This is a genomic window from Streptomyces sp. NPDC111628 (genome assembly GCF_055635195.1).
Window position 1 is genome coordinate 429640 of the sequence record NZ_JBVKBZ010000003.1, and the last position, 19425, is coordinate 449064.

At 72.0% G+C, this 19425-nt stretch carries 20 protein-coding genes; 14 read left to right on the forward strand and 6 right to left on the reverse strand.

What is annotated here, in order from left to right; translation table 11 throughout:
* The first annotated feature begins 242 nt into the window (after nt 1-242).
* Entirely contained in the window at nt 243-896 is a 654-nt protein-coding gene (locus tag ACZ7MF_RS16835) for an ankyrin repeat domain-containing protein (protein ID WP_471477560.1), read from the forward strand.
* Nucleotides 893-2074, forward strand: coding sequence for a YncE family protein (locus tag ACZ7MF_RS16840; protein ID WP_471477561.1), 1182 nt, complete (start codon nt 893-895; stop codon nt 2072-2074). The genes ACZ7MF_RS16835 and ACZ7MF_RS16840 overlap by 4 nt, the downstream gene beginning before the upstream one ends.
* A gap of 126 nt (nt 2075-2200) precedes the next feature.
* Here ACZ7MF_RS16840 and ACZ7MF_RS16845 read toward each other — a convergent pair whose 3' ends face one another.
* Nucleotides 2201-2938 (reverse strand): SDR family oxidoreductase, encoded by a 738-nt coding sequence (locus tag ACZ7MF_RS16845; RefSeq protein ID WP_471477562.1) that lies wholly within the window; start codon nt 2936-2938, stop codon nt 2201-2203.
* Between the two features lie 136 nt (nt 2939-3074).
* On the opposite strand from ACZ7MF_RS16845, the gene ACZ7MF_RS16850 reads away from it, so the two are divergent.
* Both ACZ7MF_RS16850 and ACZ7MF_RS16855 read left to right on the forward strand, forming a co-directional pair.
* On the forward strand, nt 3075-3659 hold the full coding sequence (locus ACZ7MF_RS16850; protein ID WP_471477563.1) for a TetR/AcrR family transcriptional regulator: 585 nt from the start codon (nt 3075-3077) through the stop codon (nt 3657-3659).
* 30 nt (nt 3660-3689) lie between these two features.
* On the forward strand, nt 3690-4271 hold the full coding sequence (locus ACZ7MF_RS16855) for a TetR/AcrR family transcriptional regulator (protein WP_471477564.1): 582 nt from the start codon (nt 3690-3692) through the stop codon (nt 4269-4271).
* Nucleotides 4272-4372: 101 nt separating this feature from the next.
* Here ACZ7MF_RS16855 and ACZ7MF_RS16860 read toward each other — a convergent pair whose 3' ends face one another.
* Nucleotides 4373-4810 carry an Lrp/AsnC family transcriptional regulator gene (locus ACZ7MF_RS16860; protein ID WP_471478861.1) on the reverse strand — a complete coding sequence of 146 codons (438 nt, stop codon included), beginning with the start codon at nt 4808-4810 and terminating at the stop codon, nt 4373-4375.
* 84 nt (nt 4811-4894) lie between these two features.
* Here ACZ7MF_RS16860 and ACZ7MF_RS16865 point away from each other — a divergent pair, with 84 nt between their 5' ends.
* The 3 genes from ACZ7MF_RS16865 (at nt 4895) to ACZ7MF_RS16875 (ending at nt 7618) form a co-directional block, all read left to right on the forward strand.
* Complete coding sequence (locus ACZ7MF_RS16865) at nt 4895-5803, forward strand: SMP-30/gluconolactonase/LRE family protein (protein WP_471477565.1); 909 nt, start codon at nt 4895-4897, stop codon at nt 5801-5803.
* A 129-nt stretch (nt 5804-5932) separates the two neighbouring features.
* The gene (locus ACZ7MF_RS16870) at nt 5933-6748 is read left to right on the forward strand and encodes an SAM-dependent methyltransferase (RefSeq protein WP_471477566.1); all 816 of its coding nucleotides are present in this window, start codon (nt 5933-5935) and stop codon (nt 6746-6748) included.
* A gap of 36 nt (nt 6749-6784) precedes the next feature.
* Nucleotides 6785-7618 (forward strand): alpha/beta fold hydrolase, encoded by an 834-nt coding sequence (locus tag ACZ7MF_RS16875; RefSeq protein ID WP_471477567.1) that lies wholly within the window; start codon nt 6785-6787, stop codon nt 7616-7618.
* 91 nt (nt 7619-7709) lie between these two features.
* Here the strand turns inward: ACZ7MF_RS16875 and ACZ7MF_RS16880 are convergent, their stop codons facing one another.
* Nucleotides 7710-7913, reverse strand: a complete 204-nt coding sequence (locus tag ACZ7MF_RS16880; RefSeq protein ID WP_003978336.1) for a cold-shock protein — start codon at nt 7911-7913, stop codon at nt 7710-7712.
* A gap of 330 nt (nt 7914-8243) precedes the next feature.
* On the opposite strand from ACZ7MF_RS16880, the gene ACZ7MF_RS16885 reads away from it, so the two are divergent.
* On the forward strand, nt 8244-8996 hold the full coding sequence (locus ACZ7MF_RS16885; protein WP_471477568.1) for a hypothetical protein: 753 nt from the start codon (nt 8244-8246) through the stop codon (nt 8994-8996).
* Nucleotides 8997-9053: 57 nt separating this feature from the next.
* Here ACZ7MF_RS16885 and ACZ7MF_RS16890 read toward each other — a convergent pair whose 3' ends face one another.
* A complete protein-coding gene (locus ACZ7MF_RS16890; RefSeq protein ID WP_471477569.1) occupies nt 9054-10475 on the reverse strand; it encodes a Gfo/Idh/MocA family protein in 1422 nt (473 codons plus the stop codon).
* Nucleotides 10476-10660: 185 nt separating this feature from the next.
* The gene (locus tag ACZ7MF_RS16895; RefSeq protein ID WP_471477570.1) at nt 10661-11506 is read right to left on the reverse strand and encodes a GntR family transcriptional regulator; all 846 of its coding nucleotides are present in this window, start codon (nt 11504-11506) and stop codon (nt 10661-10663) included.
* 226 nt (nt 11507-11732) lie between these two features.
* On the opposite strand from ACZ7MF_RS16895, the gene ACZ7MF_RS16900 reads away from it, so the two are divergent.
* The 5 genes from ACZ7MF_RS16900 (at nt 11733) to ACZ7MF_RS16920 (ending at nt 17960) form a co-directional block, all read left to right on the forward strand.
* Nucleotides 11733-13001 (forward strand): extracellular solute-binding protein, encoded by a 1269-nt coding sequence (locus tag ACZ7MF_RS16900; RefSeq protein ID WP_471477571.1) that lies wholly within the window; start codon nt 11733-11735, stop codon nt 12999-13001.
* Nucleotides 13002-13064: 63 nt separating this feature from the next.
* Nucleotides 13065-13979 (forward strand): carbohydrate ABC transporter permease, encoded by a 915-nt coding sequence (locus tag ACZ7MF_RS16905; protein ID WP_471477572.1) that lies wholly within the window; start codon nt 13065-13067, stop codon nt 13977-13979.
* A complete protein-coding gene (locus tag ACZ7MF_RS16910; RefSeq protein ID WP_471477573.1) occupies nt 13976-14833 on the forward strand; it encodes a carbohydrate ABC transporter permease in 858 nt (285 codons plus the stop codon). Before ACZ7MF_RS16905 ends, ACZ7MF_RS16910 begins: the two co-directional genes overlap by 4 nt.
* An 80-nt stretch (nt 14834-14913) precedes the next feature.
* On the forward strand, nt 14914-16533 hold the full coding sequence (locus ACZ7MF_RS16915) for a beta-N-acetylhexosaminidase (protein WP_471477574.1): 1620 nt from the start codon (nt 14914-14916) through the stop codon (nt 16531-16533).
* Nucleotides 16530-17960 (forward strand): cellulose binding domain-containing protein, encoded by a 1431-nt coding sequence (locus ACZ7MF_RS16920; RefSeq protein ID WP_471477575.1) that lies wholly within the window; start codon nt 16530-16532, stop codon nt 17958-17960. Before ACZ7MF_RS16915 ends, ACZ7MF_RS16920 begins: the two co-directional genes overlap by 4 nt.
* 16 nt (nt 17961-17976) lie before the next feature.
* Here ACZ7MF_RS16920 and ACZ7MF_RS16925 read toward each other — a convergent pair whose 3' ends face one another.
* A complete protein-coding gene (locus ACZ7MF_RS16925; protein WP_471477576.1) occupies nt 17977-18198 on the reverse strand; it encodes a hypothetical protein in 222 nt (73 codons plus the stop codon).
* Nucleotides 18199-18570: 372 nt separating this feature from the next.
* Between ACZ7MF_RS16925 and ACZ7MF_RS16930 the strand changes: the two genes are divergently transcribed.
* Entirely contained in the window at nt 18571-19398 is an 828-nt protein-coding gene (locus ACZ7MF_RS16930; protein ID WP_471477577.1) for an endo alpha-1,4 polygalactosaminidase, read from the forward strand.
* Nucleotides 19399-19425 lie beyond the last annotated feature (27 nt).

Here is a 19425-nt window from a genome sequence, read left to right on the forward strand (position 1 = left end):
ACGTCGGCCCGGTGAACCCGGCGGTCGGCGTCCGGGGGCGCAAGGGGGCCGTGCGGCGGGTCGTCCAGGAGTCCGGTGGTCCGGTGAGTAGTCCGGTGGTCCGGTGGGTCGTCCGATCGGACGACAGGGCCGTCGTCCGTCCGGCGGCCGCGCGGGAGCCGGTGCGTCGACCTCTGCCGGGGCCCCGCGGGTTCAAGCTGGAGGCACACGTCCCGTCCCCGACACCGCGGAGCTGTCCGACCATGACCGCCAAGCCACCCACCCCCGCCGACCTCGCTCTGTCGGACGCCGTTCGCCGCGGTGACGCCGATGCCGCCCGGGCCGCGCTGCGGGCCGGCGCCGACCGGGAACTGCGCGACGGACAGGGCCGCACGCCGCTGCTCCTGGCGGCCCTGGCCGACCGGGTCGCGGTCGCCGAGGTCCTGGTCGCGGCCGGCGCGGACGTCGACGCACGGGACGCGCGGGACGACAGCGCATGGCTGGTCACCGGGGTCACGGGCAGCGTCGCGATGATGCGGGCGCTGCTGCCCGGCGCTCCGGACGTCACGCTGACCAACCGCTTCGGCGGCGTCTCGGTCATCCCGGCGAGCGAACGCGGCCACGTGGCCTACGTACGCGCCGTGCTCGGGGAGACGGACATCGACGTGGACCACGTCAACCGGCTCGGCTGGACGGCGCTCCTCGAAGCGGTCGTCCTCGGCGACGGCGATCGTGCGCACCAGGACGTCGTGGCGGCCCTGCTCGCCGCGGGCGCCGACCCCTCGCTGCCGGACGGCGACGGTGTCACGGCCCGTGCCCACGCCGAACGCAGGGGCTTCGAGGCCATCGCCGACCTGCTGCGGCGGGCCGAGTCGCAGGGCGGCGACGACCCTCGCACCGAGGGTGGCAGGCGGTGAAGCGGCGTTCCCTCGCGGGCCGCCTCGCCGCGCTGGCCGCCGTCACCGCGACGCTGGGCGGATGCGCGTCGGACGACGGCGGCGACCGGGCGGCGCCCCCGGTGTCCGCCCCGCCCGCCACCGCGGCCCCGCGCACTCCCGACTCCGGCGGCGCCCCGGCACGCTCGCCGGACGGCACCCTGCTGGTCACGGACTTCGGCGCCGACACCGTCACCTTCGTCGACCCCGCCGGGCGGGGCGAGGCGGCCGACCTGGGCTCGGTACGGGTCGGGACGGCGCCGTACGGGATCGCGCTGGGCGAGGACGGCACGGCGTGGGTGGCGACCGCGGAGGGCGTGGCCGTCGTGGACACCGGGACCCGCGAGCGCACCGCCCTCCTCCCCTACCGGACGGACACGGGCCCGGTGACGACCGGCGAGTACCGGGGCGGCGGCATGGGCATCGCCCTGTCCCCCGACGGCAGCCGCGTCTACGTCGGGGTCAACGTCCCCGGCGGCAAGGGCACCCTGGAGGTCGTCGACACGGAACGGCGGGAGGTGACGCGGGTGGTCCCGGTCGGTCGCCGTCCCTTCGACGTCGACGTCTCGCGCGACGGCCGGCAGGTCTACGCGACCAACCACGACTCGTTCGACGTGAGCGTCGTCGACACCGGCGACTGGACGGCGCGCCGCATCGAGGTCGCCCCGTACGGCACCGAGGGCGGCCTCGGCTCCTGGCTCAAGCCGCACTACACCGCCGTACGCCCCTCCGACGGCGCCCTGCTGCTGCCCTTCGAGGGCGAGCGCCTCGCGGTGGTCGATCCCGGCACCGGGCAGGTCCGGATCGAGGACATGACCGCCAACACCCACCAGCACGGCGTCACGGCGGGCGCCGACGGCACGCTCTACGTGGTGGGCACCGGCCCGATCGACCCGTCCGAGGACGACGGCCCGTCCCTGACCGTCCGCTCGCCCGACGGCGAGGAGCGGGTCGTCCCGCTGGAGGGCCCGCACGAGACCGTCACCCTGTCGGCCGACGGCCGCACGGCCTACGTCTCCGGCGGCTTCACCCGCGACGGCTACTGGAACGGCCTGAGCGTCGTCGACGTCGCGACCGGCCGGGTGACCCGGCTCCCGGTGGGCGAGCGGCCCCTGGCCGTCGCGGTCCTCGGCGGCGGCAGGGGAACTGGCGCCGCCTGAGCGCCCGGAGGGCCGAACGGCCCATGTCGGCGACCGAGGAGCCCCGGTGTCCCGGGCCGGCCGTGCCCGCCTCCTGGACCGCGCCACCCCGGCGCGGGTCTCACGGACCCGCTCGACGACCGGGAGCTAGTCCTGTGCGGTGGGACGGACCACGATGTCGCCCACGTCGACGCCGTCGGGCTGCTCGACGGCGAAGGCGACCGCGCGGGCCACGGCCTGCGGCGGGATCGCGATCCGGTCCCTGGTCTCGAGGGTCTGGGCCCTGGCCCCGGCGTCCGGGATGCCGTCCGCGAAGTCCGTGTGCACGAATCCCGGTGAGACCACGGTGACCCGCAGGCTGTCACCGGCCTCCTGGCGCAGCCCCTCCGACACGGTGCGCACCGCGTTCTTCGTCCCGGCGTAGACCGACATGAGCGGGGTGATGCGCAGTCCGGCGGTGGAGACGATGTTGACGAAGTGGCCGGAGCCCTGTTCCCGGAAGACGGGCAGGGCCTCGGCGATGCCGTACAGGACGCCCTTCAGGTTGACGTCGATCATCCGCTCCCAGTCCGCGACGCGGAGTTCGTCCAGGGGGGAGATCAGGCCGACGCCGGCGTTGCTGACGAGGACGTCGAGCCGGCCGAAGCGTTCGCGGGCCAGGGCGACGAGTGCGGCGAGGTCCTCGCGGCGGGTCACGTCCGTACGGACCCAGGCCGCCTCACCTCCGTTCCTGCCGATGCGCAGGGCCAGGTCCTCGAGACGCTCCGGACGGCGTGCCCCGAGCACGACCTTGGCTCCGCGCTCGGCCAGCAGGAGGGCGCTCGCCTCGCCGATGCCGCCACTGGCACCGGTGATCGCCACGACCTTGCCTTCGATTCCCGACATGTTGGGCAGTCCTTCCGGAGGGGGACATGGGCAGAGCTGTGTCGTGCCCTAGAGTGAAAGTGGAGGCGCCGCCACTTCCACCACCGTAAGCGGGGGCGCCTCCACTTAGCAACCGGCGACGAGGAGAGGGCCGCCCATGTCCGACGCCACGAAACGGCCGCTGAGGGCCGACGCACGGCGCAACCGGGACAAGATCCTGGCCGCCGCCGTGCGGGTGTTCAGCGAGGAGGGGCTGGACGCGCACCTCGATCGCATCGCCCGGGAGGCGGGCGTCGGCAGCGGCACCCTCTACCGGAACTTCCCCACCCGCGAGGCCCTGATCGAGGCGGCGTACCGCAACGAGGTGGCGCGACTGTGCGACTCCGTGCCCGGCCTGCTGGCGGAGCGGCCCCCGGCCGAGGCGCTGCGCGCGTGGACCCGCCGCTTCATCGACTACGCCACCGCGAAGTACGGGATGGCGGACGCCCTGCGGGCCGTCGTCGCCTCGGGCGGCGATCCCTACGGCGACAGCCGGGAGCTGATCCAGTCCGCCCTGACCGCCCTCATGGACGCCGCCGCGGCGGCCGGTGAGATCCGCTCCGACATCAGGTCGACCGACATGTTCGCCGCCCTCGCGGGCATCGCCCTCACCTCGGCCCGCCCCGACCAGCGCGAGCAGGCCGAACGCCTTCTCGACCTCGTCCTGGACGGCCTGCGCCCCACTGCGCCGCGCCCCGCATGACAGTGCCTGCCCTCACGTAGACTCCGCGGCATGGGTCGATGGGAGCCGAACGCGCGCGGCCGCCTGGAGCAGGCGGCGCTGGAGCTGTACGTGGAGCGCGGCTACGAGCAGACCCCGGTGGCCGAGATCACCAAGCGTGCGGGGCTGACGGAGCGGACGTTCTTCCGGCACTTCGCCGACAAGCGGGAGGTCGTCTTCGCCGGGTCCGGCAGGCTGGAGGAGCTGTGCGTGGGCGCCGTCGCGGCGGCGCCCCCGACGGCGAGCCCGATGGAGGCGGTGGCCGCCGCGCTCGACGCCGCGGCGGGTGTCTTCGAGGAGCGCGGTGACCTGGTCGGCCTGCGGCAGGGCGTCATCGACGCCAACGCGGAGCTGCGGGAGAGGGAGCTGATCAAGCTCGCGTCCCTGTCCGGCGCCCTCGCCGACGCGCTGCGCGGGCGCGGCGTGGACGAACCGGCGGCGGAGCTGACCGCCGAGTCGGCGATCGCCGTGCTCAAGGTCGCCTTCCGGCGCTGGATCGACGGGGGCCGGGAGCGGCCGCTGCGGCCCCTGCTCGCCGAGTGCTTCGACGTACTCCGCGCACTGTCCGCCCGGGGCGCCGCGGGCGTCGGTTAGGGCGCGACAGCTGCGGGACCATCCCCCGACACCATCGCCTTCGCGGTCCGACGGCCCGCCGAGGCGGACGTGAACGCGATCGTGGTGCGCCCGGCACGTCGCTAGCCGGCGTCCAACGGCCGTTCGAAGAAGGTCTCCAGGACCACTGTCGCCTGGGTCCCGCGCACGCCGTCGATCGCGTAGAGGCGGCGCAGCACGTCCTGGAGCCGCTCGGTGGTGGCCGTGCGCACCTTCACGAGGACGGCCGCGCTGCCCGCGATGACGTGTGCCTCCTGGATCTCCGGCACGGCGGCGAAGTCCTCGGCCCGGTCGCCCATCCACACCGTCGAGTCGACCAGCACGAAGGCGAGGACGCCGCGGTCGAGCGCCTCGGGGTCGACGTCGACCGTGGTCGACCGGATGACGCGCTGTTCACGCAGTTTGCGGACCCGCTCGTGGGCGGCGCCCGCCGAGAGGCCGACCTCCCTGCCCAGTGCGGCGTACGGCCGGGTCGCGTCCTGCTGGAGCAACGCGATCAGCCGTCGGTCGATCTCATCCACTGACTTCATTCACAGACCATATCTGGTTCGGCAATGTGCATGCTACGTTGAACGAGATACTGATCACCGCGCTGAGAGGACACCATGTCCACCGACGGCCCGTACGAGATCCTGGACGACCGCTTCCGCACCGGACGCTGTGCGAACGGAGACAACAGGCTGGAGGTCCTGTACGACGGCTGCCGCTGGGCCGAGGGCCCGCTGTACCTGCCCGCCTGGCGTCAGCTGCTCTGGAGCGACATCCCCAACGACCGCATCCTGCGCTGGGACGAGGCCACCGGCTCGGTCGGCGTCTTCCGTACGCCGGCGGGCCACAGCAACGGCAACACCCTCGACCGGCGGGGCCGCCTGGTCACCTGCGAGCAGGGCAACCGGCGCGTCACCCGCACCGAACCCGACGGGACGGTGACCGTCCTCGCCGAGCGCTTCGAGGGCAGGCGGCTCAACAGTCCGAACGACTCCGTCGTCCGCTCCGACGGCACCATCTGGTTCTCCGACCCGGACTTCGGCATCACCAGCGACTACGAGGGCCATCGCGCCGAGTCCGAGATCGGCGCGTGCAACGTGTACCGGATCGACCCGGTGTCCGGGGAGGTGCGGCTCGCCGCCGACGGCTTCGACGGGCCCAACGGCGTGATCCTGTCCCCCGACGAGAGACGGCTGTTCGTCTCCGACTCGCGGGCCGCCCGGATCCATGCGTTCGACGTCCGGGAGGACGGCACGCTGTCCGACGGGAGGGTCTTCGCCGAGGGCCGGGGGGACGTGCACTTCGACAACATCCGCTTCGACGACGAGGGCCGCCTGTGGGCCGCCGCCCTGCACGACGGTGTCCACTGCTACGACCCGGACGGCACGCTCGTCGGCCGTCTCCGCGTGCCCGAGCCCGTCTCCAACATCGCCTTCGGCGGCCCCAAGAACAACCGCCTGTTCATCACGGCCACCACGTCCCTGTACTCACTGGTGATGTCGGTGACGGGGGCGCCGCGCCTCTGAGGACCGCCACCCTCCCGAAGGCACCCGGCCGCGTCCGGGTCCGTCGGTTAACCGGTGTACAGAAAGGGGCCGTTGCGACGTAGGTTGTGGTCAAGCACCCACGCCTCGGCTGAAAGACGGACCGCACCCATGAGCGACCCCTCGACGACTCCCGGACACGCCGCGCAGCAGAAGATCGACACGTCCGTGCCGCACTCGGCCCGGATCTGGAACTACTGGCTGGGCGGGAAGGACAACTACCCGGTCGACGAGCAGGCCGGGGACGCGTACACCGCCGTCTTCCCCGGCATCGTCACCGTCGCCCGCAGCAGCCGCGCGTTCCTGCGCCGCAACATCACCCACCTGGTGGCCGAGGCGGGCATCCGGCAGTTCCTGGACGTCGGCACCGGTCTGCCGACCGCCGACAACACCCACGAGGTCGCCCAGCGCATCGCGCCCGAGAGCCGGATCGTCTACGTCGACAACGACCCGATGGTCCTCGCCCACGCCCGCGCGCTGCTGTACTCCACACCCGAGGGCGCGACCGCGTACATCGACTCCGACGTGCTCGACCCCGACACCGTCCTCGCGGCGGCCGCCCAGACGCTGGACTTCGACCGGCCCATCGCGCTGATCCTCAGCAACATCCTGGGGCACATCCCCGACTACGACCAGGCACGTTCCGTCGCCGCCCGGCTCGTCGACGCCCTGCCGTCCGGCAGTTACCTCTCGATCAACGACGGCTCGCGCGGCATCGACCCGGAGTTCGACCGGGCCCAGGACGGCTACAACGAGAGCGGTGCCGCGCCGTACATCCTGCGCACCGTCGACCAGATCACGGCGTTCTTCGACGGGCTGGAGCTGGTGGAGCCCGGCGTGGTCCCGGTGACCCAGTGGCGCCCGGACGCGGACGCCGACGACCCGGGGCTCATCGGCGAGCACGGCGGACTCGCCCGCAAGCCGTGACGTCCTGACCCGCGCCGGAGCGAGAGGAACCGCACCATGTCCGCATGGCCGTTGCCCGAATCGTTCACCGGCGGCTCGGGCACCGTCCGCTGGAACCGGCTGGGCGCCCCGGACGGGCGCCCGCTGGTCCTGCTGCACGGCACGCCCTTCTCCTCGTACGTCTGGCGCGCGGTGGCCCGCTCGCTGGTCCGCGACCACCAGGTGTTCGTCTGGGACATGCCCGGCTACGGGTTGTCGGAGAAGAGCGCCGGACAGGACGTGTCCCTGGCCGCGCAGGGCCGCCTCTTCGCGGAGTTGCTGGAGCACTGGGGGCTGGAGGAGCCCCTGGTGGCCGCCCACGACTTCGGGGGTGCCGTCGCCCTGCGGGCGCATCTCCTGCACGGTGCCCGGTACGGGGCGCTCGCCCTGGTCGACCCGGTCGCGCTGGCGCCCTGGGGGTCGCCGTTCTTCCGGCTGGTCCGCGACCACGCCGACGTCTTCGCGCAGCTGCCCGAGGCGCTGCACCGGGCGCTGGTACGCGAGTACGTCGGTTCCACCGGCGGTCCGGGCCTGCACCCGGCGGTCCTGGAGCGGCTGGTCGAGCCCTGGCTGGGTGAAACGGGTCAGCCGGCCTTCTACCGGCAGATCGCCCAGGCGGACCAGCGGTACACGGACGAGATCCAGGACCGGTACACCGGGATCGAGGTCCCGACGCTGATCTGCTGGGGCGAGGACGACGCCTGGATCCCCGTGGCCAAGGGACGCGAACTGGCCGGTCTCGTCCCCGGTTCACGATGGGAGCCGATCGCCCACGCGGGCCACCTGGTCCAGGAGGACGCGCCCGCCGAGCTGACGGCCGCCCTGCTCGACTTCTTCCGCCGCGTCCCCTGACGGCCCTCGTCCCACGGGAGGACATGCCACAGGGCGGGGCCCCGGGAAACGAGTGTTCCCCGCGACCCCGCCCTGCTCGGCGATCTCCCGATCAGGCGGGGGTGATGTTCTCCGCCTGCGGGCCCTTCTGGCCCTGGGTGATGTCGAAGGTCACGGCCTGGCCTTCCTGCAGCTCGCGGTAGCCCTGAGCGTTGATGTTGGAGTAGTGCGCGAAGACGTCGGGGCCGCCGCCGTCCTGCGCGATGAAACCGAAGCCCTTTTCAGAGTTGAACCACTTGACAGTTCCGCTGGCCATGCCTTTTGCCTTTCAGCCGTTATCGGATCCGCACCGCGCGAACCCGGAGGTGGTCGTCCTGGTCCTCCGGCATTGCACAGCAAACCGCCCGCACTCCTGGGCGGGCGGTCTGGGCGAACCACGACATCTGCTGCTGACGCTACACGGCATGTCCGAACCCCACCAGTGAGTAAGGGGTGTGAGCAGGAACCATGTTGTCGCTCCGAGCTCCCGGCCACCGCTGTGCGGGTCCCCGCTGCGCCATCCGGGGGAGACGGCGAGGCGGCCGCACAACCCGCTTCCGGAAGTGGTCTAGCTATGAAGAGTCCACACACGGAGTCGGAGATCGATATGACCGTCAGGAAAGCGCTGGCCCTGGTGATCGGCGCTGTCATGTGCACCGGCGTGCTGGCCACCGGCTGCGCCCGGGAGCACGCGGGCGCCTCTTCGCAGGACGCGCACGCACCCGGGAGTTCCGCGGCCCCGCGCCCCGCTCCCCCACGCTCCTTCCCCCGCCCGCTGCCCGGCGTCGGGCCGGTCATGCGGGGCCGCCTCCCGGACGGCACCCGGCAGGCCCTCGTGGTCACCGGCGAGACCGAGAGCTCCTCTCAGGCGCAGGTGGTGCTCTACGAGCAGTACCCGGCCGAGGGCTGGCGCGCGGTCGCCGGTCCCTGGCCCGCGCACAACGGCCTGCGCGGCTGGACCGACGACCACGAGGCGGGCGACCTGCACACGCCCATCGGCGTCTTCGGCCTCAGTGACGCCGGCGGCAGACTGCCCGACCCGGGCACCCTGCTCCCCTACGACGAGGACCCCGAGTTCTCCGTGTCCGGCACCGGGTACCTGGGCGAGCCCCTGGAGGGGTCGTTCGACTACGTGGTCGCCATCGACTACAACCGGGTGCCCGGCACCACCCCGCTGGACAGGACCCGCCCCCTGGGCGAGGACAAGGGGGGCGGGGTCTGGATCCACGTGGACCACGACGGGCCGACCAACGCCTGCGTGTCCCTGAGCGAGGAGCACATGCGCGCCCTGCTGACCGCCCTGGACCCGGACAAGGAGCCGGTCGTCGTCATGGGCCCGGAGGAGGTCCTGGCGCGCTAGCCAGATTGATCACGAGCGTTGTGAACGCCGACCGGCCGGACGGCGCGCGTGCCGTGCTCAGCCGACCGGCGGCATGTCGGTGGGCGCCGAGTCGAGGCCCGGCCTGCGCTCACGCCAGGCGCCCCGGGTGAAGTCGGGTATCTCGACGGGGCGGCCGCCCCTGGCCAGCGACGTGACGCTGAGCGGGACGGGCGAGCACCAGGTGGCCGAGTCGTAGACGTCGATGTCCGGTACCAGCCCCGCGCGCATCAGCTGCACGGTGCGCCACTGCAGGACGTAGTCCATGCCGCCGTGGCCGCCGTTGTTCGCGGCGTCGTCGCCGACCTTCTGCCACAGCCAGTGGTCGTACTCCTTGCGGTAGCCCTCGAAGTCGCGCCAGGTGTGGCCGCTGTGGTCCGGCTCGACGTAGATGCGGGCGCCGGTCGGGGCGGGGCCGGCGTAGTCCTCGACGATGCCGCGGCTGCCCGCGAGGGTGTTGATCCGGCTGTAGGGCCGGGGCGAACTCACGTCGTGCTCCGCCCGGATCGTCCTGCCCTGCGCCGTCTCGATCATGCAGGTGACCAGGTCACCGTTGATGTAGGTCTCCTTCCAGGACGGGTGGTCCCGAGGGACGAAGCGGGCCCGGTAGTCGGCCAGCCCCTTCGGGGCCGTCGTGGTGGCGCGCAGGGTGGTCATGCGGTCGCCGCGGTTGACGTCCATGGCCGCCGCGATCGGGGCAAGTCCGTGCATGGGGTAGAAGGAGGCGGTGCTGCGGGTGTGCCACAGCCGCCGCCAGGAGTCGGTGTAGTAGGTGTCCGAGAAGAGGAGTTCGCGCAGGTCGTGCAGGTAGCCGCCGTGGCCGTTGGTGACGTCCCCGAACAGGCCGTCGTGGGCCGCCTTCAGCATGGCCAGTTCGTTGCGGCCGTAGTTGCAGTTCTCGGACAGGAGCAGATGCCTGCGGGTGCGCTCGGAGGTGTCGACGAGATCCCACAGCTGGCGCAGTTCGGTCGCGATGGGCAGTTCCACGACGGCGTGCCTGCCGCTGAGCAGCGCGGCCCGGCCGTGCTCGTAGTGGAACTCCCAGGGCGTGGCGATGTACACGAGGTCGATGTCGTCGCGGCGGAGCATCCGGGCGTAGGAGTCGGCCGAGCCGCCGTACTCGGCGGGGCGCGGGTTGCCCTTGCTCTCCAGACGGTCGGCGGCGCGCCTGGCCCGGTCGGCGCGGATGTCGCAGACGGCGGTCACGGTGCAGCCGGGCACGGCCGACCAGCCGGTGATCATGCCGCCGCCCCGGTTGCCGAGGCCGATGACCGCGACACGGACGGTTCTGTGGGCGGCGAAGGGCACGCCGATCATCGACTTCTGGCCGGGCCTGCGACGGGGCGCCTGCCCGGCCGCCGACGCGGGGGGTGCGGCGGCTCCGATCCCGGTCGCGAGGGCGCCGGTGGCGGCGGCCGAGCCCAGGAGCAGTCGGCGTGAGACAGCGGGCGTTTCGGACATGACGGCAACACTCCTCGTGGCGGTTCGCATCACGGTCGGGGCGCGGTCGGGCAACGTCGGGCTGTCGAACACTTTCGGGGCATGACTCTGCGGCGTCAGCCGTGACATGTCAATACGTGCTCGATCCAAAGCCGTTCCGAGCACTTCCAAGCACTCCCGCGTGGTTCCGCGCACCCGAGGTGCCGCTACATGCCGTCCTGCACCACCCCGCGCGTCGAGAGCGTGACGGGGCCCTTGGTGGCGAAGTCCCCGGGTGGGATGCCCGGATGGTGACCCTCGTCCGGGGGCGGCGCCTGGCCGCGGGGGCCCAGGGTGAGCCGGGAGACGATCCGGTAGCGGTCGCCCCGGTAGAGGGAGTGCACGTACTCCACGGGCCGGCCCCGGGTGTCGGTGGTCAGACGCTCGAAGAGGAGCGCCGGGGAGAGTTCGGGCACGTCGAGCAGGTCGGCCTCGGCGCGGGTGACCACGGTGGGTTCGATGGACTGCACGGCCTCGCTGACCCGGACGTCGTGCCGCTGGACGAGGTGCTCGTACAGGTCGCCCTGCTCCAGTTCCTCACTGGTCAGGTCCGAGACGAGGTCGGCCGGTACGTGCAGGTACTCGATGGCCATGGGCGAGCCGTCGACCAGCCGAAGACGCGCCACATAGTGGATCTGCGCCGCCGGCGACATGCGCAGCTTGCGCCCCACCCGGGCGCCCGCGGGCAGGGTGCGGACCTCCAGGAGCCTGCTGGTCCAGGCTCCGGCGGCCTGCGGGAGGCTGAAGGCCCGGCGGTCGGAGACCAGCTCCTGGGTGATCTTCTCGGCGGCGACGAACATGCCCCGGCCGTGCTCGCGCACCAGCAGTCCGGCGACCACCAGTTCGTCGACCGCGGCCCGCAACGTCGGCCGGGACACGCCGAGTTCGGCGCACAGGGTGCGCTCCGAGGGAATCGCGTCCCCGGGGCGCCGGTCCTCGATGAGTTCCAGGACGGCGTCGCGGACGCGCTCCCGCTTGAGCACCGCACCGGAGGCGGCGGCGTCGATCTCCATGCAGTACTCCCGTAACTGGTCTGCTGGTCAGCCGAGCTTACCTGTCCACCTCGGGTGCGAACCAGCCACTCCCCAAGTCCGGTCGGCCGAAAACCCGTACATACGTGAGGGGTTGACGCCCTCATTGGTCCATGCCACCTTCGACCAACGCCGACTGGTAAGCCCAGCGCCCCTTACTGGTCAAGTGCGGGTGCGTCGTCCCTTCCAGCTCTCCCAGAGGTGAACCGTGAAGTACCGTTCGCTCGCCCTGCTCTCCACGCTGGTGCTCAGCGCCGGGCTCGCCGCCTGCTCCTCGTCCGGCGGCTCCTCCGACGGCGCCGGAGACGGCAGGACCGCCCTCGACGTCTGGCTCATGCGTGACAGTGTCTCGGCCCAGTTCCAGAAGGAGTTCGAGACGGGCTTCGAGAAGGCCCACCCCGAGATCGACGTGAAGATCCAGATCCAGGAGTGGGAGGGCATAGGCGAGAAGGTGACCGCCGCCCTGGCCAGCAACGACGCCCCGGACGTCATCGAGGTCGGCAACACCCAGGTCGCCCAGTACGCCCAGAGCGGCGGCCTCACCGACTTCTCGGACCGCGTCGCGGACCTGGGCGGCGGCGACTGGCTGGAGGGGCTCGCGGAGCCCGGGTCGTACGACGGCAAGCAGTACGGCATCCCCTACTACGCGGCCAACCGGGTCGTCATCCACCGCACCGACCTGTTCGCGAAGGCCGGGATCGATCCCGCGCGGATCAGGACCAGGGACCAGTGGATCGCCGCCACCCGCAAGCTGAACACGGGCGGGACCCAGGGCATCTACCTGCCGGGGCAGAACTGGTACGTGCTGTCCGGCTTCGTCTGGGACGAGGGCGGCGACCTGGCCGTGAAGTCCGGCGGCGAGTGGAAGGGCGGCCTGGACAGCCCCGGGGCGCTGCGGGCCATGGACTTCTACCGGCGCCTCCAGGCCCTCGGCAAGGGCCCCAAGGACTCGGACGAGGCCCAGCCGCCGCAGGCCGAGGTGATGGCGAAGGGGCAGGTCGCCCAGATCATCGCCGTGCCGGGCGGGGCCAAGGTCATCGAGGAGAAGAACCCGGAACTCAAGGGAAAGCTCGGCTTCTTCCCCGTCCCCGGCAAGACCGCAGACCGTCCGGGCGCCGTCTTCACCGGCGGTTCCGACCTGGTCGTCCCGGCCGTCGCCGCGCACCAGGAGGAGGCGTTCACCCTCATCCGCGAACTGACCGGCGACGCCTGGCAGAAGAAGCTCGCCGTCGCCATGAGCTACGTACCGAACAAGACCACCCTGGCGGGCGCGGTCGCCGACGACCCGGGTACCGCGGCCATGGCGGCCGGCGCCGCGAACGGACACGCCACGCCCAACACGCCCCAGTGGGCGGCGGTCGAGGCCAAGAACCCGGTCAAGGAGTACATGACGGCCGTACTCACCGGCGAGGACGCGAAGTCCGCGGCCGCGGAGGCCTCCCGGACCATCACCGAGACGCTGGGCAGCGAGTCCTGACCGCCGCCGTCCCCGACACCGACACCGACGACCACGACCACGACCACGAGACCAGGAGGCGACTTGTCGACCGTCCGTGAGCGGAGCGTGCCGGGCAGCCGCTGGCCGTACCTGCTGGTCGCGCCCGCGGTGCTGGGCATGCTGTACCTGCTGCTCTATCCGCTGGCCCGCGCCGTGCTCATCTCCTTCCAGGACTTCCGGCTGCGTCAGCTCATCCTGGGCGACGCCGACTTCGTCGGACTGCGCAACTACCGGACGCTGCTCGGCGACCCGGAGTTCTGGGAGGTGGTGCGCCGCACCTTCGTGTTCATGGCGGTCAACGTCGTCGCGATCATGGTGCTGTCCACCTTGGTCGCGCTGATGACCGAGCGGCTGGGCCGGGCGGCCAGGACCGTGGTGCTCAGCTCCCTGGTGCTGGTCTGGGCGGTACCGGTGGTCGCGGCCACCACCGTCTTCCAGTGGCTGTTCCACTCCGAGTTCGGCATCGTCAACGAGACCCTCACCGGCCTCGGGTTCGAGTCGTACGAGGGCTATCCCTGGTTCGCGCACGGCGGTGCCGCGTTCGGCATCGTGGTGGTGCTGATCGTCTGGCAGTCCGTGCCGTTCGCCGCGATCACGCTCTACTCGGCGCTGGTCACGGTGCCCGCCGAACTGTACGAGTCGGCCCGCATGGACGGCGCGGGGGCCGTCCGCGTCTTCCGTTCGGTCACCTTCCCGCTGATCCGGCCGATCTTCATGCTGGTCCTGTCCCTCGAAGTGATCTGGACGTTCAAGGCGTTCGTACAGATCTGGGTGATGACCCGCGGCGGACCGGGCGAGGCCACCACCATCCTGCCGGTGTACGCCGTGCAGACCGCGCTGGCGGGCCAGCGCTACGACCTGGGCTCCGCCGCCTCGATGCTCACAGTCCTGCTGATGAGCGGCGTCCTGGTCCTCTACTTCCGCCAACTGTTCCGTCAGGAGGGCGAGCAGCCGTGAGCACCCCGCGTCCCCGTCCCCCGGTGCGCCGCGCCCTGCGCCGCCTCCCGCTGCACGCCGCCGCCGCGCTCACCGTGGTGGTCTGCCTCTTCCCGGTGTACTGGATGGTCACGACCGCGTTCAAACCGTCCACGGACATCCAGAGCTACGACCCCCGGCTGGTGCCCAGCACGTGGACGTTCGAGCACTTCCGGAAGGCGGTCGGCGCCGACGGCTTCGCGCTGTTCTGGCGCAACAGCCTCCTGGTCACCCTGAGTGCCGTCCTGCTCGCCCTGCTGGTCGCCCTGGGCGCCGCCTACGCCGTGGCCCGCATGCGCTGGCGCGGGCGGCGCCAGTTCATGCTGGCGGTGTTCGTCGCGCAGATGGCGCCCTGGGAGTCACTGATCATCCCGATCTACATCATCTCCCGCGACACCGGGATGCTCGACCGGCTCCCGACGCTGACGCTGATCTACTTCATGATCACGCTGCCGTTCACGGTGGTCGTGCTGCGCGGCTTCATCGCGGGCATCCCGCCGGAGCTGGAGGAGGCGGCCCAGGTCGACGGCTGCACCCGGGCCGGGGCGTTCCGCAAGGTGGCGTTCCCGCTGCTCGCGCCCGGGCTCATGGCCACCTCGCTGTTCGGCTTCATCACCGCCTGGAACGAGTTCACCTACGCCAACTTCCTCATCATCAAGCAGCAGGACAGCCGCACGCTCCCGGTGTGGCTCTCCTCGTTCCAGTCGACCTTCGGCACCGACTGGGGGGCCACCATGGCGGCCGCCACGCTCTTCGCGCTCCCCGCGCTGATCATCTTCCTCGCCCTGCAACGGCACGTGACGGCCGGGCTGGCCTCGGGAGGCGTCAAGGGCTGACCGGGACCGCCCTTCCCGCCCCCCGCCTCCCCTTTCCCGCCCCCGCACCGTCACGCACCGCCGACCACCGGAGCAGCCCCGTGGACCTGCCACGCCCCGAAATGTCCCTGGTTCCCCGCCCCCGCCGTCTCTCCACCCGTTCCGGCCGCTTCCGGCTCGACGGCACGACCCGGCTGCGGGTCACCCCGGGGGCCGGTCCCGCCGCGGCCCTGCTGCGCACCCTTCTCGCCCCGGCCACCGGACTGCGCCTGGACTCCGCGGCCGACGGAACCTTCGTACTCGCCCTCGACCCCGCCCTGACCGGCCTCGGCGACGAGGGGTACGGCCTGACCGTGAGCCCCCAGGGTGTCCTGCTGCGGGCCGCCCGCCCGGCCGGGCTGCTGCGCGGGGTGCAGACGGTGCGGCAACTCCTGCCCTACGAGGCCCTGTCCGGGCGACCGGTGCGCGGGGTGCCGTGGGAGCTGCCGGCCGTGGAGATCACCGACGTACCCCGCCATGCCTGGCGCGGCTCCATGCTGGACGTGGCCCGGCACTTCCAGCCGGTGTCCTATCTGCGGCGCTACGTCGACCTGCTGGCGCTGCACAAGCTGAACGTCTTCCACCTCCACCTCACCGACGACCAGGGCTGGCGGATGCCGGTGGCGTCCCACCCCCGGCTCACCGAGGTCGGCGGCCGGCGCGCGGAGTCGATGGTGGGCCCCGCGGGCAGCGACCGGTTCGACGGTGTGCCGCACGGCGGTTCCTACACCCGTGCGGAACTGCGGGGCCTGGTCGGGTACGCGGCGGAGCGCGGCGTGAGCGTACTGCCGGAGACCGGCGTGCCGGGGCACGTCCGCGCCGCCCTGGCCGCGTACCCCGAGCTGGGCACCGACCCCACCCGCCGACTGGACGTGTGGACGCACTGGGGCGTGTGCGAGAACGTCCTGGGCACCGGCGGCCACGTCCTGGACTTCTTCCGCACCGTCCTGGACGAGGTGATGGACGTCTTCCCCTCGCCGTACGTGCACATCGGCGGGGACGAGGTCCCCACCACGGAGTGGGAGCTGAGCCCGGCGGCGCGGGCCCGTGCCGCCCATGAGGGGCTGGCGGGGCCGCGCGCACTGCACCCCTGGTTCATCGCGCGGCTGTCCGAGCACCTGGTGCGCGCGGGCCGCAGGCCGGTCGTCTGGGCCGAGAGCGGCGTCGCCCTCCCCCTGGACTGCACGGTGATGAGCTGGCGCGAACCGGCGCACGCCCGGGCGGCGGCACTGCGCGGGCACCAGGTCGTGCACGCCGACCACCGCGCGACCTACTTCGACTACGCGCGCGGCACGGATCCCGGCGAACCGCCCGCCCAGCCCGGGGCGGTCGTCGACCTGCGCGCCGTGCACGACGTGGACCTCGCGCCGCCGACTCCGGAGGCGGCGTCCCGGGTGCTGGGCGCCCAGGGCCAGTTGTGGACGGAGTTCGTGCGCACCCCTGAGCACATCGAGTACCTCACCTTCCCGCGGCTGTGCGCACTCGCCGAGCGGGTCTGGGACGGCACGTCGGGCTGGCGGGACTTCACGGCCCGGCTGGCCGGGCACCGCGCCCGCCTGGAGGCCCTGGACGTCCCGCACGCCACCCCGCCGCCCGGTCCCCCCGTGCTGTTCCCCCACACCACGCACCACCCACCGACGCTCCCGCGCAGGCGGGAGTCGTACCGAAAGGATCCCGCATGAGAATCCGATCCGCCGCGGGCCGCGCCCGCCTGGCGCTCGCCCTGTCCGTCCTCCTGGGCGGCGGTGCCCTGACCGCCCTCCCCGCCCAGGCCGCTCCCGCCGCCGACGGTCTCACCGTCCAGTACCGCACCGGCGCGAGCGGAGCCACCGCGGACCAGACGGAACCCTGGTTCAAGGTCCGCAACACCGGCTCGTCCACCGTGCAGCTGAGCCAGGTGAAGCTCCGCTACTACTTCAAGGCGGACTCCCCGAACGCCTCCTACCGCTTCGCCTGCTCCTGGGCGGTGCGCGGCTGTGCCGCGGTGACCGGCACGTTCGGCACCCTGAGCAGTCCGACCGCGACGGCCGACCGCTACCTGGAGATCGGCTTCACCTCGGCGGCCGGCACCCTCGCGCCCGGTGCGGACACCGGTGACCTGCAACTGCGCTTCTACCAGAGCAACTGGCAGCCGCTGCGGCAGAGCGACGACTACTCCTTCGGCGGCGGCCAGACCGCGTACGCGAACTGGGACAAGGTCACCGCCCAACTGGCCGGCGCCACCGTCTGGGGAACGGCTCCCGAGGGCAACGACCCCACGGACCCGACCGACCCGACCGACCCCACCGATCCGCCCGGCGGCGGTGAGACCCTGTTCGACGACTTCGACTACAGCTCGCACACGGATCCCGCGATCTCGGCCCACGGCTGGAACGTGCGCTCCAACTCCGGCGGTCCCGGCGTCCCCGGCGCCACGTGGGACCCCTCGAAGGTCACCTTCGTCTCCGCCGGAGGCAACTCGGTGATGAACCTGGAGACGTCCACGGCCGGCACCGGCGCGTCCACCACGCAGACCGAGGTCCTGACCAAGTCGACGAAGTTCAAGGACGGCACGTACGCGGCGCGGGTCAAGTTCGCCGACACGCCCAAGTCCGGGCCCGACGGGGACCATCTGGTGCAGACCTTCTTCACCATCAACGACCTCAAGGCTCCGATGGCCGACGACTACGCCGAGTACGACTTCGAGTACCTGCCGAACGGAGGATGGGGCGAACCGTCGAACATTCTCTACACGACCTCCTGGGAGACCTACAACCCCGATCCCTGGCAGGCCGTCAACCAGCACTCCGAGCAGCGCAGCAGCTACGCCGGCTGGCACGACCTGGTGGTGACGATCGACGACAGCGCCATCACCTACTACGTGGACGGGCAGCTGTTCGGCACGCACGACGCGCAGTACCTGCCGGAACGGCCGATGTCGATCAACTTCAACCAGTGGCTGATCGACCTGAACGGCCAGACCTCGACGACGCCGCGCGCCTACGACCAGCAGGTCGACTACGTCCTGCACGTCAAGGACCAGGTGCTGACCCCGGCCGGGGTCGCGGCCAAGGTCGCCGGGTACCGCGCCGCCGGTACGGGGTTCGTGGACGAGGTGCCCGCCCCGTGATCCCCGGCGGGGACGGTCAGAACAGCGGCTCCTGACCGGGCGTGGGCCGTCCCCGCCGGTTGCGCGGCCGGGTGCCGGGTGCCGGTGCCGCCTCGCCGAACAGGGGGGCGGTGCCGTACTCGTCGGGCTCGGCCGGGACGGTGGCGGGGCCGGTGCCCACGTTGAGGACCAGTGGGGCGTCCCGGTCGAAGTCGCCCGGCGTCATCGCCACCCAGTCACGGTCCTGCCGCTCTCCCACGCACCGACACCTCTCTCGCGCCGCCCGCCGCGACCACGCGACGCTACCAGCCCCGCGGGAGCGGCGTGATCACGGCTCCCGCCCGGCCCGCCTCCATCGTTCCCGGGTATCGGGGAACCGACGCCTGATGATTGTTTCTGCACTCTTGGAGCACCTTTCGATCATCTTCATGCATCGCCTCTCTCGTTTCGAACCCTTGACAGGGCCTATATCCGGTCGATTTACTCCCGATCAACGCCGATGTCGTGTGATCGGCGGCAGAGGTACGCCCAGCCGGTAGCTGGCTTCGCGCCAGGAGCCCGGACTGAGTCGCCAGGACGGCCACGCGCGTCCGAGGCGGGGACGTGCCCACCATCCTCCGGAGCTCGAACCATGAGCCGTACACAGGTGCACACCCCCAGGAAGCCGGTACTGGCCGGCATAGGTGCCACCGCCGTCCTCGTCACCGCCGCGGCACTCGTCCCGGGCAGCACCCCGGCCGAGGCCGCCACCTACACCCCGCCACCCGCCCACGCGGGCTTCGACTACCAGATCGGCGGCGCCTACACCCCGCCGGCCGGTGTGGAGGTGGTCAGCCGCGACCACACGGCCGCCCCCGCGCCGGGCCTGTACAACATCTGCTACGTCAACGCCTTCCAGGCCCAGCCCGGCGCCGAGCAGGACTGGGACGACGACCTGCTGCTGCGCGACGCGAACGGCGACGTCGTCTACGACACCGACTGGGGCGAGGCCTTCCTCGACATCCGCACCGCCGACAAGCGCGAGCGCATCGCCGAGAAGGTCGGCACCTGGATCGACGGCTGCGCGGACAAGGGCTTCCAGGCCGTCGAGCCGGACAACTACGACAGCTACACCCGCGCGGGCGACCTGCTGGACGCCGCCGACGCGCAGGGCCTGATCAAGCTGCTGGCGGACCGCGCGCACTCCGACGGACTGGCGATCGGGCAGAAGAACACCGTCGAACTGGCCCCGAACCGCGAGCAGAACGGACTGGACTTCGCGGTCGCCGAGGAGTGCGGCGAGTGGGACGAGTGCGGCGACTACACGGCCGAGTTCGGCGACCGGGTGATTGTCATCGAGTACACGGCCAAGGGCCTGTCGAAGGCGTGCGCGGGCTTCGGCGACGAGCTGAGCATCGTCCGGCGCGACCTGGACGTGTCCCCGAAGGGCAGCAGCGGCTACGTCCGTGAGACCTGCTGACACCGCCCGACGGCCAGTGAAGTCCTT